The organism is Mycobacterium sp. 852002-53434_SCH5985345 (genome assembly GCF_001667155.1).
Taxonomy (GTDB): domain Bacteria; phylum Actinomycetota; class Actinomycetes; order Mycobacteriales; family Mycobacteriaceae; genus Mycobacterium.
The window spans coordinates 1-15,867 of the sequence record NZ_LZIE01000044.1 but is presented as its reverse complement, the minus strand read 5'-3'; the positions used below and the strand labels follow the sequence as shown (position 1 = coordinate 15,867).

Sequence of the window (15,867 nt, the reverse complement as noted above, 5' to 3'; positions counted from 1 at the left end):
ACGACCGCTGAACGCCGTTGGGGGAGAACAGAGGACTGCACTTTGCGTGCCGCAGCCGCCACACCCGTTGCTGTCATCGGTATGGCCTGCCGACTTCCCGGTGGGATCGATTCTCCGCAACGGCTGTGGGAAGAGTTGTTGCGCGGCGCGGATCTCGTGGGCGAGATTCCCGCCGATCGGTGGGACGCGGACCTGTACTACGACCCCGAACCCGGCGTGCCCGGCCGCTCGGTAACCCGGTGGGGGGCCTTCCTCGACGACGTCGGCGGCTTCGACTGCGACTTCTTCGGCATGACCGAGCGCGAGGCCACCGCGATCGACCCGCAGCACCGCTTGCTGTTGGAAACGTCCTGGGATGCCATCGAGGACGCGGGCCTCGATCCCGCGCGGTTGTCCCACTCGCAGACCGGGGTCTTCGTCGGACTGACGCACGGCGACTACGAACTGCTGTCCGCCGACTGCGGTGCCGCCGAGGGTCCGTACGGGTTCACCGGCACGAGCAACAGCTTTGCGTCGGGGCGGGTCGCCTACGCCCTGGGCCTGCACGGCCCGGCGGTCACCGTGGACACCGCGTGCTCGTCGGGCCTGATGGCCGTCCACCAGGCGTGCGGCAGCCTGAACAGCAGTGAAAGCGACTTCGCCCTGGCCGGTGGTGTCGTCGTGACGCTGGAACCGCGAAAGTCCGTCTCGGGGTCGCTGCAGGGCATGCTGTCGCCGACCGGCCGCTGCCACGCCTTCGACGAGAAGGCCGACGGCTTCGTGTCCGGCGAGGGCTGCGTCATGCTGCTGCTCAAACGGCTCGACGACGCGCAACGCGGCGGCGATCGCATCCTGGCGGTGCTGCGCGGAACCGCGGCCAATCAGGACGGCCGCACCGTAAACATCGCGGCGCCGTCGGAAACCGCCCAGGTGGCCGTCTACCGAAAGGCCCTCGAAGTCGCCGGCGTCGACGCCACCACGGTCGGCTTCGTCGAGGCGCACGGGACCGGCACCCCCGTCGGGGACCCGATCGAGTATTCGAGCCTGGCCGCCGTGTACGGAACCGCCGGACCGTGCGCGCTGGGCTCGGTGAAGACGAACTTTGGCCACCTGCAATCGGCCTCCGGACCGTTGGGGTTGATCAAGACGGTCCTCGCGCTGCAGCACGGCACGGTGCCGCAGAATCTGCACTTCACCCGCCTGCCCGGCGAGATGGCCACGATCAAGACCGAACTGTTCGTGCCGCAGGCCAACACGCCCTGGCCCACCGACGGCCGGTACCCGCGGCGCGCCGCCGTGTCGTCCTACGGAATGTCGGGCACCAACGTGCACGTCGTGCTGGAGCAGGCCCCCCCACAGGTCTCCGCAGCGACGCCCGAAGAGGCGCCGGCCGCACCGAGCGCCCACGGGGCGTTGTTGTTTCCGGTGTCGGCCACTTCCGCGGAGCAGCTGCGCGGCACGGCCGCCCGGCTGGCGGCTTGGGTCGACGAACACGCCGGCGGGGCGGGCCTGTGGGATCTGGGTTACACCCTGGCTCGCCGGCGCGCGCACCGGCCGGTGCGAACGGTGTTGTCGGCCAGCACCTTCGGCGAGCTGAGCGCGGCCCTGCGTGAGTTGGCCGACAGCGACATGCCGTACGAGCCCGCCGTCGGGCAAGACGACCTCGGGCCGGTATGGGTGTTCTCGGGACAGGGGTCGCAGTGGCCGAAGATGGGCGCCGAACTGCTGGCGAAGGAGCCGGTGTTCGCGGCGACGATCGCCGAGCTGGAGCCGCTGATCGCCGAGGAATCGGGGTTCTCGGTCACCGAAGCCATGTCGGCGCCCGAGCTGGTGACCGGCATCGACCGCCTGCAGCCGACGATCTTCGCGATGCAGGTCGCGCTGGCCGAGACGATGCGGTCCTACGGCGTGCGTCCCGGCGCCGTCATCGGGCATTCCCTCGGGGAATCCGCGGCGGCGGTCGTCGCCGGCGGGCTGTCGCCCGTGGACGGGGTGCGCGTCATCTGCCGCCGCTCGAGGCTGATGGGGGGGATCGCCGGCAGCGGCGCCATGGCGTCGGTGGAATTGCCCGGGGCGCAGGTGTTGTCGGAACTGTCCATCCGAGGGATCTCCGACGTCGTGCTCTCCGTGGTCGCCTCCCCGACGTCGACGGTGATCGGCGGCGACACCCAGGCCATCCGCGATCTGGTCGCGGCCTGGCAGGAGCAGGACGTGCTGGCGCGCGAGGTGGCGGTGGACGTGGCCTCGCATTCGCCGCAGGTGGAGCCGATCCTCGACGAACTGGTCGAGGCCCTCGCCGGCCTCGAGCCACGGGAGCCGGAGATTCCCTACTATTCGGCGACGCTGTGGAATCCCCGCGAACGGCCCTCGTTCGCCGGCGACTACTGGGCCGAAAACCTGCGCTACACCGTGCGATTCGCGGCGGCCGTGCAGGCCGCCCTCAAGGACGGCTTCCGGGTCTTCGCGGAATTGGCGCCCCACCCGCTGCTCACCCATGCGGTCGAGCAGAACGCAGCCAGTTTGGACATGCCCATCGCCGCGCTCGCCGCCATGCGCCGCGACCAAGAGCTGCCAATCGGTTTGCGGGGCTTCGTCGCCGACGTGCACAGCGCCGGGGCCGCGGTGGACTTCTCGGTGCAGTACCCGACCGGGCGCCTGGTGGACGCCCCGCTCCCGACGTGGACGCACCGCAGGCTCATGCTCAGCCGCGAGGCAAAAGAGCAGGCGCACGGCGCCTCGGTGCAGGCCGTGCATCCACTGCTCGGGGCCCACGTGCACCTGTACGAGGAGCCCGAGCGCCACGTCTGGCAGGGCGACGTCGGCACCGAGGCGCACCCATGGCTCGGAGACCACCAAATCCACCAGGTGGCCGCGCTTCCCGGCGCCGCCTACTGCGAGATGGCCCTCGCCGCCGCGCGCGCGGCCCTCGGCGAACGCTCGGAGGTCTGCGACATCACGTTCGAGCAGACGCTGTTGCTGGACGGCCGGACGCGGGCATCGTCGGCGGCGACGGTCACCGCGCCCGGAGTTCTCGAGTTCGCGGTGGACACCCACGACGAGGGCGAACGCGTTCGCCGGGCGGCTGCGGTCCTGCGGGCCCTCAACGAACCGGACGAGGGCGAGTTGCCGCAGCCGCCCGCCCATGACATGGCCACCCTGATCGCCAATCACCCGTCCGGCATGGACGGCGCCGAACTGCGAAAGGCCTTCGGCGCGATCGGGATTCAGTACGGTCCGGCCTTCTCCGGTCTGGCCGCCGCGCTCGTCGCCGGCGGGCACGCCGGCACCGTGCTCGCCGAGGTCGCGCTTCCCGGCGCGATCCGCTCGCAGCAGTCGGGGTACGCCATCCACCCCGCCCTGCTGGACGCCTGCTTCCAGTCGGTCGTCGTCCATCCCGAGGTGCAGAAGGCGAGCGCGGGCAGTCTGCTGTTGCCGGTCGGGGTGCGCAGGTTGCGCAGCTATTCCTCGACGCGCAACGCGCAATACTGCCTCGCCCGGGTTACGGCGTCGCGCCCGGGCGAGTGCGAGGCGGACCTCGACGTGCTGGACCAGTCCGGCGCCGTCCTGCTGACCGTCGAGGGGCTTCGGCTGGCCGGCGGCGCCTCCGAGCACGAGCGGGCGCAACGGCTGCTCAACGAGCGGTTGTTGACCATCGAATGGGAGCCCCGGCAATTGCCGGAGGGGCCTCACGGCGAGCCGGGAGCGTGGCTGTTACTCAGCGCGTGTGAGGTGACGGATCCGCTGACCGAACAACTCGCCGAGGCATTGGGCGATGGCGCCCAATGCACCACGGTGTCCTGGTCGCTCGGATCGGCGGAAACCGCACAGCTGCGCACCCTGCTGTCGGGCAGCGGCCAGCTGGCCTCGAATGGGCACGGCCCGCTCAAGGGACTCACCGGTGTCGTCGTGGTGACCGCGCCACCAGCCGGCGGCGCCGAAGTGACGCGGCTCGGCCGCGACTACGTGTCCCATCTGGTGGCCATCGCCCGCGAGCTTTCCGAGCTGCCCGGGGAGTCGCCCCGGCTATTCGTGGTGACCAGGAACGCCGCCAACGTGGTCGCCGGCGACGTGGCCAACATCGAGCAGGCCGGGTTGCGCGGGCTGACGCGGGTGATCGATTCCGAGCACCCCCACCTGAGCGCCACCCAGATCGACATCGACGGGGCGGCCGAAGCCAAACACGTTGCACTGCAGTGTAAGAGCGGATCTGGGGAAGACGAGACGGCGTGGCGCGGCGGACAGTGGTACACCGCGCGGTTGCGGCCGGGTCCGTTGCGCCCGGCCGAACGGCAGACCACCGTCGTCGATCGCGAGCGGGACGGCATGCGCCTACAGATCCGCACGCCCGGTGACCTCGAATCGCTGGAGTTCATCGCGTTCGACCGCGTCCCGCCGGGTCCGGGGGAGATCGAGGTCGCGGTCACCGCGTCCACCATCAACTTCGCCGACGTGCTGGTCGCGTTCGGCCGTTATCCCACCTTCGAGGGCTACCAACAGCAGCTGGGTGGTGACTTCGCCGGTGTGGTGACCGCCGTCGGTCCCGGCGTCACCGAGCACCGGGTGGGTGACCGCGTAGGGGGCATGTCGCGCAACGGATGCTGGGGCACCTTCGTCATCGCCGACGCTCGGCACGCGGTCACCCTCCCGCCCGGCCTGCCGGTGGAAGCCGCCGCCGCGGTGCCCACCGCCTCGGCCACCGCCTGGTACGGGTTGCATGACCTGGCCCGGATTTCGCCAAGCGACAAGGTCCTCATCCACTCCGGCACCGGCGGGGTCGGACAGGCGGCCATCGCGATCGCCCGGGCCGCGGGTTGCGAGATCTTCGCGACCGCGGGCAGCCCGCAGCGCCGGCAATTGCTGCGGGACATGGGGATCGAGCACGTCTACGACTCGCGCAGCGCGGAATTCGCCGACCAGATCCGTGCCGACACCGGCGGATACGGCGTCGACGTGGTGCTCAACTCACTGCCCGGGGCCGCGCAGCGTGCGGGAATCGGCTTGCTGGCATTCGGCGGGCGATTCATCGAACTGGGCAAGCGCGACATCTACCGCGACACCCACCTCGGGTTGTTTCCCTTCCGGCGCAACCTGTCCCTGTTCGCGGTCGACCTGGCGTTGCTGACATTCAGTCACCCCGAGACGATTCGCCGCCTGTTGGCCACCGTGTACCAACGGACCGCCGACGGCGAGCTGCCGCTGCCGCGCACCACGCACTACCCGATCCACGACGCGGCCGCCGCGATCCGGTTGGTGGGCGGCGCGGGGCACACCGGCAAGGTGGTGCTGGACGTGCCGCGCGCGGGACGCAGTGTCGCGACGGTCCCCCCGGAGGAGGTGCGGCCGTTCCGCGCCGACGGCGCCTACATCGTCACCGGTGGCATCGGCGGCCTGGGGCTGTTCTTGGCCGGTGAGATGGCGTCCCGGGGCGCCGGGCGGATCGTGCTCAACTCCCGCTCGGCGCCCAACGAGCAAGCGCGCCAAGCCATCGAGCGTCTGCGCGCCGGCGGGGCGGACATCGCGGTGGAGTGTGGGGACATCGCCGAGCCGGCCACGGCCGACCGCCTGGTGGTGTCCGCGACCGCGACGGGGTTGCCGGTGCGTGGGGTGCTGCACGCGGCGGCGGTCGTGGAGGATGCCACGTTGGCCAACGTCACCGACGAACTGATCGACCGGTGTTGGGCGCCAAAGGTTTACGGAGCCTGGAACCTGCATCGAGCCACAGCGGGACAGCCGCTGGACTGGTTCTGTTCGTTCTCGTCGGCCGCCGCCCTGGTCGGCTCGCCGGGGCAGGGCGCGTATGCCGCGGCCAACAGTTGGCTGGACGCGTTCGCTTACTGGCGCCGCTCCCAGGGCCTGCCCGGCAGCGCGATCGCCTGGGGCGCGTGGTCCGAGGTCGGCCGCGCCACGGTTCTCGCGCAAGACGCCGACATCGCGATCAAGCCGTCGGAGGGCTATTACGCGTTCGAGTCCCTGCTGCGCTACGACCGCCCTTACTCCGGCTACGCGCCGATCATGGGAACGCCATGGCTGACCTCGTTCGCACAACGCAGCCGGTTCGCCGAGGCGTTCGGATCGACGGCGCAGGGCAACCCGGACGCGGGAAAATTCCTGGCCGAGTTGAAGGCGCTGCCCCGCGAAGAATGGCCCACCGCCATTCGTCGGCTGGTGTCCGGTCAGATCAGCCTATTGCTCCGGCGCACAATCGATCCCGACCGTCCGTTGTCCGACTATGGGTTGGATTCGCTCGGCAATCTCGAGCTGCGAACCCGCATCGAAACCGAAACGGGTGTGCGCATCAGCCCCACCAAGATCACCACGGTCCGCGATCTGGCGGAGCATTTGTGCGAGGAGCTGGCCGCGTCGGAAACGGCGGCGTCAGCATCCTGACGAGGCGGATGCGGCGGCCCTGTCCCGGGCGGGCGACGGCCGCAACGCCGAAAACCGCCCTAAACTGACCATCTTAACTTGTAGACTTGCCGAAGTCCGGTTTTACTCGTAGGTGATGCCGCGTGGGCGTTGCCACAGGAATGAGCGCGCCGGGGTGCCGGTTGAGAGGACCACGGGCCACGTAGAGATGACGCGTGAAAAGCCGACGAGGAGCTGAGGATGTCCACCAACATCACCTGGCATGACCACCAGATCTCTCGCGAGGCGCGCGAGCGGCTCAACGGCCACAAGGGCTGCGTTATCTGGTTCACCGGGCTGAGCGCCAGCGGCAAGAGCACGGTCGCGAACATCGTCGAGCAGAAGCTGTACGGGCGCGGCGTGCGGAGCTACCTGCTGGACGGCGACAACGTCCGCCACGGGCTCAACGCCGGCCCGACTCTCCTCGAAGAGCGCCACGGAGTCGAGTTCGCGAAGCGGTTCGGTCTGGGGTTCTCCGCCGAGGACCGCGAGGAGAACATCCGGCGCCTCGGGGCGGTCGCGAAGTTGTTCTGCGATGCCGGGGTCATCACCTTGACGGCCTTCATCAGCCCGTACCGGCACGACCGCGACGCGGTTCGCGCCACCCTCGCCGAGGGTGATTTCCTGGAGATCTTCGTCGATACGCCGATCGAGATTTGCGAGCAGCGTGATCCGAAAGGCTTGTACAAGAAGGCGAGGGCGGGCGAGATCCGGGGTTTCACCGGAATCGACGATCCGTACGAAGCGCCGCTGAGCCCGGAGCTGCGGCTCGAGGGTGGCACGAAGGATGCGGACACGCTGGCCGAGGAAGTGGTCTCGCACCTCGAGAAGGAGGGCGTCATTCCCGCCCGCGCCGCTGCCGCCCGAGGCTTCGACACACACCGCGAAGCGAGGTCATGAGATGAACTATCACGGTCACAACGGGAAACCGATCGTGGAAAGAGTGTCCACGGACGGCGCCGCCGAACAGATCAAAGGCCTGCCGCGCGTGCCCATTTCCAAGGCGACCGCGCACGAAGTGATCAGCCTGTCCTACGGATTCTTCACCCCGCTGTCCGGGTTCATGGGCCGGCAAGAGGTCGATGGAACCCTGGACAAATTGCGGCTTCCGGACGGAACGCTGTGGAGCATCCCGATCGTGTTCGACCTGTCCTCCGACGACGTCGAGAAGCTGGGCGTCAACGAGGGCGGCAGCGTCGTGCTGGAGTACCTCGGCGCACCGATCGCGATCCTCGACGTCAGCGAGATCTACGAGTACGACCTGCAGCGCTTCGCCGAGAAGACTTACGGCACAACCGATCCCAGGCACCCCGGGGTGAAGAAGGCGCTCGCGTACGCGAACCGGTTCATCGCCGGCGACGTCACGCTCATCAACGAGCCGGTGTTCAACGAGCCCTTCAAGAGCTTCTGGCTCACGCCCAGGCAGCACCGCGATGCGCTCGCAGCGAAGGACTGGAAGCACGTCGTCGCCCACCAGACCCGCAACGTCCCCCACACCGGCCACGAGGCGCTGATGAAGCAGGCGTGGCTGGCCGCGAACGAAGACATGCCCGTCGACAACCTCAACACCGGCGTGCTTGTCAACGCCATCATCGGGCAGAAGCGGGTGGGGGACTACATCGACGAGGCCATCCTGCTGGCGCAGGACGAGCTGAGGAAGAGCGGGTACTTCCGCGAGGACGTCCACAAGGTGACCTTCACGCTCTGGGACATGCGGTACGCGGGGCCCCGCGAGGCGATCTTCCACGCGATCCTGCGGACCAATCTCGGCTGCACGCACCACATGTTCGGCCGCGACCACGCCGGCGTCGGCGACTTCTACCACCCGTATGACTCGCAGAACCTGCTGCAGCAGCACCGGTCGGAGCTGGGCATCAAACCGGTGTTCCTGCGGGAGAACTGGTACTGCCCGGAATGCCGGGAGGTGACCAACTCCGCGCTGTGCGGTCACGACGCCCAGGCGCAGAGCTTCAGCGGCAGCCTGATCCGCAGCATCCTCACCGACGAGGTGAAGCCCACCCAGCAGGTCATGCGCCACGAGGTGTTCGAGGTGGTTTTGGACTCCGCCGCCAAATACGGCCGAGGTTCGCCGTTCGTCACCGAGGATTACCTGAAGGACAGGCTGCCGGTGTTCACGCTGAACCAGTTGGAGGAAGCCACCCCATGAGCGGTGCCGAGAAGCACATCAAGGTCAACGTGTGGATCAACGAGGAACGGCTCGAGGCGCTGGCGAACGCCGGAATGGCCGACTCGGCCAAGGATGCCTTCGCCGGTATGAAGCTGCTGGAGATCTACACCACCGAAGCGCAGAAGGACGTTGTGCTGCAACGCTTCCCGGGAGCCAAATACGACTCCGCCACCACCAAGTCCATCGAGTTGCTGCCCAAGAAGGTAAAGGACAGGCTGTTGGAATTGTCCATCGCGCTGCACTCCACCGGGCCCGACGTGGTGGACCGCTTCCTTGCCGAAGCGCAACCCTAGCCGAAACTAACGCCGTTCAGGCGTCCAGCCGGGTGAACTGCTGCCGGCGGTAGTGCTCGACGCAGGCGGCCCGCCGGATCTTGCCGCTCGTCGTGGTGGGGATCGACCCCGGTGACACCAAGACGAGGTCGGCGACATTGAGGCCGTGCGTGCTCGAAATCGCCGCGGTGACATCGTTTTTGACAGCGGCGAGCCGGTCTAGCGCCTCCTCGTCGGAATCGCCGCGCTTCTTCAATTCGATGATGGTCACCAGCTTTTCGGTCTCATCCACCGGGACGGAGATCGCCGCGACCCGGCCCCCGGTGATCCCCTGGACCGTCGACTCGATGTCCTCGGGATAGTGGTTGCGCCCGTAGACGATCAACAGATCCTTCATCCGGCCCACGATGAACAGCTCGCCCTCGGAGACGAAGCCGAGATCGCCGGTGCGCAGCCATGGCCCTTCGGGTGTGCCGGGCGACGGGTCGGCCAGAATGCCGCCAAAGGTGCGCTCGGTCTCCTCCGGCTTCTGCCAGTAGCCGCCGGCCACGTTCTCGCCGTGGACCCAGATCTCGCCGACCGTTCCCGTTGGGCATTCCCTGCGGGTGTCGGGGTCCACGATCCGGATGGTCGGCGATTTCGGCATGCCGTAGCTGAGCAGTGGCGAGCCGGCATCCGCCGCACACGGTTGCGCGGTGCCTTCGGACAGCTTCCCGGGTTCGAAGTGCACGACTGCTGGTGCGGCCCTCACATTGCGGGTGGCGACATAGACGGTCGCTTCCGCCAGACCGTAGGACGGGCGCATCATGTGATCGCGAAAGTTGTACGGGGCGAATCGATTGCAGAACCGGTCCAGGGTGGCGGGGTGGATGCGTTCGGCACCGCTGACGATGCCCAGCACGTTGCTGAGATCGAGTCCGGCCATGTCGGCGTCGGTTGTCTTGCGGAGGGCCAGCTCCAAGGCGAAGTTCGGTCCCGCCGAGAAGCAGGGGCTGGGTTTGGCCAGCGCTTGGATCCACCTCGCGGGACGCTGCAGGAAAGCGATTGGACTGGTGAGCTCGCAGCGGTAACCGCTCAGGATCGGTATGACAACGCCTTGCATCAAGCCCATGTCGTGGTAGAAGGGCAACCACGACACGATGGTGGTGTCGGATGGCGCCATGCCATTCGAGTCCGGGAACAAGTCGAGCATCAGCTGCTGGAAGTTCACCTGAAGGTTCTGGTGCGAGATCATCACCCCGGCCGGAAGCCGGGTCGAGCCCGACGTGTACTGCAGGTACGCCGTTTCGGGGGCGCCGCTGATCCGGAGGCTCGGCGCGCCGGCGTCGTCCAAATCCAGGGTGTCGACCTCGACGATGGCCGGGGCGGGGGCCGAGTCCGTTTGGTGCAGGTACTGGGTGACGGCTTCGGCGGCCGCGGACGTGGTGAGGACGACGGTGGGCGTGGTGTCGGCCAGGACGGCGCTCACCCGTTCATCGTGCGAGCCCGCCGCCGGCACCGACAGCGGCACCGCGATCAGCCCGGCCTGCATCGCCCCCAGGAACGCCACGACGTAGGCCAGGCCCTGCGGAGCGAGGATCACCGCCCGGTCGCCGACGGCGCCGTGCCGCTTGAGCTCGTGCGCGACGTTAAGGGTCCGCCGGTAGAGCTGCGCCCACGTCAACGTCTCGGTGACGCCGCCCCAATCCTGCTCGTAGTCGGTGTACCGGAAGGCGACGTCGTCGGGCTGCAGACCCGCGCGTTCACGCAGCAGGGACACCACGGACGCGCTCGACATGGACGTTAGGTTACCGCCTTGCGCTAGGGCCCACCCGGGAGTCGCAAACTCAGCGAAAACAGCAGCCGCACCTCGGGATCGGCCAACGACGTCGTCAATAACTTCTCGATACGCCGAATGCGGTAGCGAACCGTGTTGGGGTGAACGTGTAGCGACTGCGCGGCGGCGGCGACGTCGCCGAAGCTGTCCAGATACACCCGCAGGGTTTCGGCCAGCACCGGCTCGCGGGCACGCAGGTCGACGATCCGCGGATCGACCGATCGCTCCTCGCGTCCAACCAAAGCGAGGATCTCGTCGAGCAGGACGGTGGTGCGCGCCTCGGCCAACGACGTCACCTGCGGAATCGAAATGGGATGGCGCGCAGCGCTGTCCAGCACGCGGTCCACCTCGGCTCGGGCGGCGGCGATGCCGGCGGGGCCGGCGACGGGGGCGGCGATGGCGGCCCGCAGCTGCACCCCGAGTTCGCTGCGCATCGCCGCGATCGTGCCGCGGACCCACGAGGTGACCGAACGGGTCTGCGTCTTGGGCAGCAGCACATAGATTCGCGATCCACGGGAGGCGAGCTGGGCGTCCCGCCGAAAAGCGCTGGCACTCAGCGCCATTACGTCGGCCAATCGCGCCGGGCGGGCCGCACCCGCGGTGTCCGAGGCGTCCCAGCCGATCAGGGCGGCGTCCCCGTCGGCGGCGAGGCCGAGTTCGCGGGCGACGGCGGCCACGTCGGGCTCCCCCTCGATCAGGCCCAGCAGCTGTTGCACCCGCCGCGCGTGCGTGGAGGGGCGGGCCGCAAGTCGCGCCATGATGCGCCCGGCCAGTACGGCCGCGCCCCGCAACATCTCCTCGGCGTCGGCCGCCAGCGGTCGTGTGCCCTGCTGCACCCAAATGGTGCCGGCGAACGCAGGCGGCCGCCGAGCATCGGCCTCCTGATAGATCCCGACCGCCAGCCGCGGGCGCAGGCCAAGTTCGGGACGCTCGGCGACGCGCACCACTCCGTCGCTCGCGCGCAGCGCGTCGAAAATACCCCACTGGCCGATCCATTCGAGGTGCTCGGGCGGCCCGGCCCGGCCGAGGATGGAAAGGCGGCGCAGCTCGTCGGCTTCGTCGTTGGAGGCCGAATAGGCCAGCACGTGCGATTGGGCGTTTTCGATGCTGACCATGCCGTGGATGCGGTCGGCCAGCGACTGCGCCAAACCGAACAGATCGGTGCCCGAGTCCTCCGTCGCATCGGCGCGGTCCCCGTGATGCTCCAGCACGTGGTTGACCAACTGGTAGAGCCGCTCCCAGCGGGCCCGCGGCTCGACGGCGACCATCGCCGACCCGTTGCCGACCGCCGCGCTCACCAACGCGGTGGACGGTTGCTTGGCGAAGATCGCCACCGGAACGCGCTCGCGGGCCTGCTTGTCCATCCACCGCAGCGCCTCGTCGTCGGCCACGCCCAGCAGGAAGAACACGTCGGCCGAGCTCGCGGCCGCCGCCAGCCCAAGGCGCACGTCGTCGCTGTCGATCAACGCCGCCGAGCCGACGGGAAGGTCCAGGCCCCGCGGGGCTTCCACCAGGCGGACCAGGGTCGCGTCCAGCGCGAGTAAGAGCTGACCCAGCCCCACACTGGCCATTGTCCGATCGTACTATCAACTGGCCCCTATCCTGTCCGATCAGCTAACTCCGCTGGCGCCCATGGCGAGGATCCTGGCAGCATGGACGCGATAACCCAGGTGCCGCTGCCGGCCAACGAGCCGGTCCACGACTATGCGCCGCACTCCCCGGAACGCGGCCGGCTGCGCGCCGAATTGGCCGCGCAGGCCGATCACCCCATCGACCTCCCGCACGTCATCGGCGGTACGCACCGGATGGGCGACGGGGAACGGATCGACGTAGTCCAGCCGCACCGGCATGTCGCCAAGCTGGGCACCCTGACGAACGCCGTCCACGCCGATGCGGCAGCGGCGATCGACGCGGCAATGGCCGCGAAAACGGCCTGGGCGACGATGCCGTTCGACGAGCGCGCGGCCGTATTCTTGCGCGCCGCCGACCTGCTGGCCGGGCCATGGCGGGAGAAGATCGCCGCCGCGACGATGCTGGGCCAATCCAAGTCCGTCTACCAGGCCGAGATCGACTCGCCCTGCGAGCAGATCGACTTCTGGCGGTTCAACGTGGCGTTCGCGCGCCAGATCCTGGCGCAGCAGCCGATCAGCGGACCGGGGGAGTGGAATCGCAGCGACTACCGCCCGTTGGACGGATTCGTCTATGCGATCACGCCGTTCAACTTCACCTCGATCGCCGGCAACCTGCCGACCGCACCCGCGCTGATGGGCAACGCCGTCGTGTGGAAGCCGTCGATCACCCAGACGCTGTCGGCCTATCTGACCATGCAGCTGCTCGAGGCCGCTGGGCTGCCGCCCGGTGTGATCAACCTGGTCACCGGCGACGGCTTCGCGGTTTCGGACGTGGCCCTGGCCGATCCGCGGCTGGCCGGCATCCACTTCACCGGGTCGACGGCCACCTTCCAGCACCTCTGGCAGCAGGTGGGCGCCAATATCGGCCGTTACCACAGCTATCCGCGCCTGGTAGGCGAGACCGGTGGCAAAGACTTCGTGGTGGCACACCCCTCGGCTCAGCCGGATGTGCTGCGCACCGCGCTCATTCGCGGGGCGTTCGACTACCAGGGGCAGAAATGCTCGGCGGCGTCGCGGGCGTTCATCCCGCATTCGATGTGGCGGCGCATCGGCGACGACTTCCTCGGCCAGACCGCCGCACTGCGCTACGGCGACGTCACCGACCTGACCAACTACGGCGGCGCGCTGATCGACCGGCGCGCGTTCACCAAAAACGTCGACGCCCTCGAGCGAGCGAAGAGCGCGGCCCACGTCACCATCGCCGTCGGCGGCGAATACGACGACAGCGTCGGCTATTTCGTCCGCCCCACGGTGTTGCTCTCCGATGACCCGACCGACGAAGCGTTCGCCACCGAGTATTTCGGTCCGCTGCTGTCGGTGCACGTGTATCCCGACGACGACTACGAGCGGATCTTGGACGTGATCGACACCGGGTCGCGGTACGCGTTGACCGGCGCGGTCATCGCCGACGACCGCGACGCCGTGCTCACCGCCCAGGAGCGCCTGCGGTTCGCCGCGGGGAATTTCTACGTCAACGACAAGCCGACCGGCGCGGTCGTCGGACGTCAGCCGTTCGGGGGATCGCGCGGCTCGGGCACCAACGACAAGGCCGGGTCGGTGCTGAACTTGTTGCGCTGGACGTCGGCCCGCACCATCAAGGAGACGTTCGTCCCGGCGACCCACCACACCTACCCGCACATGGCGGCCGACTGATGGGCGGCGTGTTCGCCAGCACCATTCGGCCCGCGATCATGGCCGCGAGCCGGCGACCGGGGTTGCGCCGAGCCGCCGAAGGGATGCCGGTCACCCGTCGTGTGGTGCACCGCTTCGTGCCCGGCGAGACGATCGACAGCGCGCTGGACAGCGTTGCGGCCCTCCGCTCTTCGGGTCGCTATGTCAGCGTCGACTACCTGGGCGAAGACGTCACCGGCGCCGACGACGCCGGTGCGGCGGTGCGCGTTTACCTGGACCTGATCGAGCACCTGGCCCGCTTCGGCGACAACGCCGCGGTCCGCCCCCTCGAGGTGTCGCTGAAGTTGTCGGCCCTCGGGCAGTCGCTGGATCGCGACGGTGAGCAGATCGCCCGGAAAAACGCCTTCTTGATTTGCCAAGCGGCGCAGCGGGCGGGCGTGTGGGTAACGGTGGACGCCGAAGACCACACGACGACGGACTCGACGCTGGCGATCGTGCGCGACCTGCGGTGCGATTTCCCTTGGCTGGGCGTGGCTTTGCAGGCCTACCTGCGGCGCACGCTCGACGACTGCGAGGAACTCGCGGCGGCCGGGGCGCGGATCCGGCTGTGCAAGGGCGCCTACGACGAACCGGCCGCGGTGGCCTACCGCGACCCCGCCGGGGTGACCGATGCCTACCTGCGCTGCCTGCGGGTGTTGATGGCCGGCCCGGGCTACCCGATGGTGGCCTCACACGACCCGGCCATCATCGAGGCGGTGCCCGCGCTGGCCCGCGACGTGGGCCGGGGTGCAACCGATTTCGAGTATCAGATGCTGTACGGCATCCGCGAGGTCGAACAGCGGCGGCTGGCCGCGTCCGGCAATCAGGTGCGTGTCTACGTGCCGTTCGGCACCCAGTGGTACGGGTACTTCATGCGTCGGTTGGCCGAGCGGCCCGCCAACCTGACGTTCTTCCTGCGGGCGCTGGCGCAGCGCGGTCACTGAGTGTGCGCCCAGGGTGACGACACGCCGGCGATCACTGCCGTAGCCGCACAGTCAAAGCCCGCAGTGCACACGCGATGCGCCGGTCAATCACCGCGCGCAGGCGTAGCCTTTCGGCCATGAGCCTGGTCATCGAGGAGATGCCCGATCTCGGTATCACCCGGGTCTCGCGCTGGGTCTTCAACTGTTACGTCCTGCACGGCGGCGACGGCGCGGTGGTCGTCGATGCCGGACTGCCGCGGGTCGCCAGCGATCTGGCGGCCGTTCTGGGTCGTACCGGCGGCACCGTGCATGCCGTGGTGGCGACTCACGGACACAGCGACCATGTCGCCGGCGCGGCGGAACTGACGTCCCGCTATCCCGCACCAATCTGGTTGCCCGCCCGCACACTTACCTATCTGGGCGGAGCGAAACCGCGCACGCCGACCCCGGCCCGCGCCGCGCGTATCTGGCCCACCCTGATCGACCAGCCGCTCGATCGCATCGGTGTGGCGGGGCTACTCGGCGGCGCCCGGGTGGCCGGATACGGCACGCCGGCCGGTATGCGCTGGACGGGGCCATCCCCTAGCGGCGGTCTTGCCGACGGCCAGCCGCTGCCCGGTGCGCCGGATTGGACCGTGATCAACGCGGGCGGACACACCGACGACAGCATCGCGCTGTGGAATTCGACGACCCGAACGCTGCTGTCCGGCGACGCCGTGCTGACCGTTCGCGGCAAGGTTTGGCACACACCGGAGATCGTCGACCCGGCGAGCGCCGCCGCCACCCGCAGGCGTCTCGAAGAACTACCGGTCGCACACCTGCTGCCCGGCCATGGCCGACCGGTTCACGTCGCCGAAACCGTGTGGCCCGAACAGCGCCGTTGATGTTTCAAGAGCGATCGACTGTGCGCTCACGGCTTCGAGTGTGAACGCCGGGCGGCGACACGCCGGCAACCCCCACCCTGGACGCACACTCAGTGACC

9 protein-coding genes are annotated in these 15,867 nt (G+C 68.8%); 7 read left to right on the top strand and 2 right to left on the bottom strand.

The genetic code is table 11. From position 1 onward, the window contains the following. Positions 1-42: 42 nt before the first annotated feature. From pks2 to A5756_RS09795, 4 genes are all read left to right on the top strand, one after another. Positions 43-6,366, top strand: a complete 6,324-nt coding sequence (gene pks2 / locus A5756_RS09810; protein ID WP_066951473.1) for a type I polyketide synthase — start codon at positions 43-45, stop codon at positions 6,364-6,366. A gap of 219 nt (positions 6,367-6,585) precedes the next feature. Beyond that, entirely contained in the window at positions 6,586-7,284 is a 699-nt protein-coding gene (cysC, locus tag A5756_RS09805) for an adenylyl-sulfate kinase (RefSeq protein ID WP_066951468.1), read from the top strand. A gap of 1 nt (position 7,285) precedes the next feature. Next, on the top strand, positions 7,286-8,551 hold the full coding sequence (sat, locus tag A5756_RS09800; protein WP_066951464.1) for a sulfate adenylyltransferase: 1,266 nt from the start codon (positions 7,286-7,288) through the stop codon (positions 8,549-8,551). Further along, complete coding sequence (locus A5756_RS09795; protein ID WP_066951461.1) at positions 8,548-8,865, top strand: hypothetical protein; 318 nt, start codon at positions 8,548-8,550, stop codon at positions 8,863-8,865. The genes sat and A5756_RS09795 overlap by 4 nt, the downstream gene beginning before the upstream one ends. A gap of 16 nt (positions 8,866-8,881) precedes the next feature. Here the strand turns inward: A5756_RS09795 and fadD21 are convergent, their stop codons facing one another. Both fadD21 and A5756_RS09785 read right to left on the bottom strand, forming a co-directional pair. Then, on the bottom strand, positions 8,882-10,621 hold the full coding sequence (fadD21, locus tag A5756_RS09790; RefSeq protein ID WP_066951456.1) for a fatty-acid--AMP ligase FAAL21/FadD21: 1,740 nt from the start codon (positions 10,619-10,621) through the stop codon (positions 8,882-8,884). A 23-nt stretch (positions 10,622-10,644) separates the two neighbouring features. Continuing rightward, a complete protein-coding gene (locus A5756_RS09785) occupies positions 10,645-12,231 on the bottom strand; it encodes a CdaR family transcriptional regulator (protein ID WP_066951452.1) in 1,587 nt (528 codons plus the stop codon). A gap of 81 nt (positions 12,232-12,312) precedes the next feature. Between A5756_RS09785 and pruA the strand changes: the two genes are divergently transcribed. From pruA to A5756_RS09770, 3 genes are all read left to right on the top strand, one after another. Then, positions 12,313-13,944: an L-glutamate gamma-semialdehyde dehydrogenase gene (pruA, locus tag A5756_RS09780; protein ID WP_066951448.1), complete on the top strand. Its 1,632-nt coding sequence runs from the start codon at positions 12,313-12,315 to the stop codon at positions 13,942-13,944. Continuing rightward, a complete protein-coding gene (locus A5756_RS09775) occupies positions 13,944-14,906 on the top strand; it encodes a proline dehydrogenase family protein (protein ID WP_066951444.1) in 963 nt (320 codons plus the stop codon). Before pruA ends, A5756_RS09775 begins: the two co-directional genes overlap by 1 nt. 116 nt (positions 14,907-15,022) lie before the next feature. Beyond that, entirely contained in the window at positions 15,023-15,769 is a 747-nt protein-coding gene (locus tag A5756_RS09770; RefSeq protein ID WP_066951439.1) for an MBL fold metallo-hydrolase, read from the top strand. The last annotated feature ends 98 nt before the right edge of the window (positions 15,770-15,867 follow it).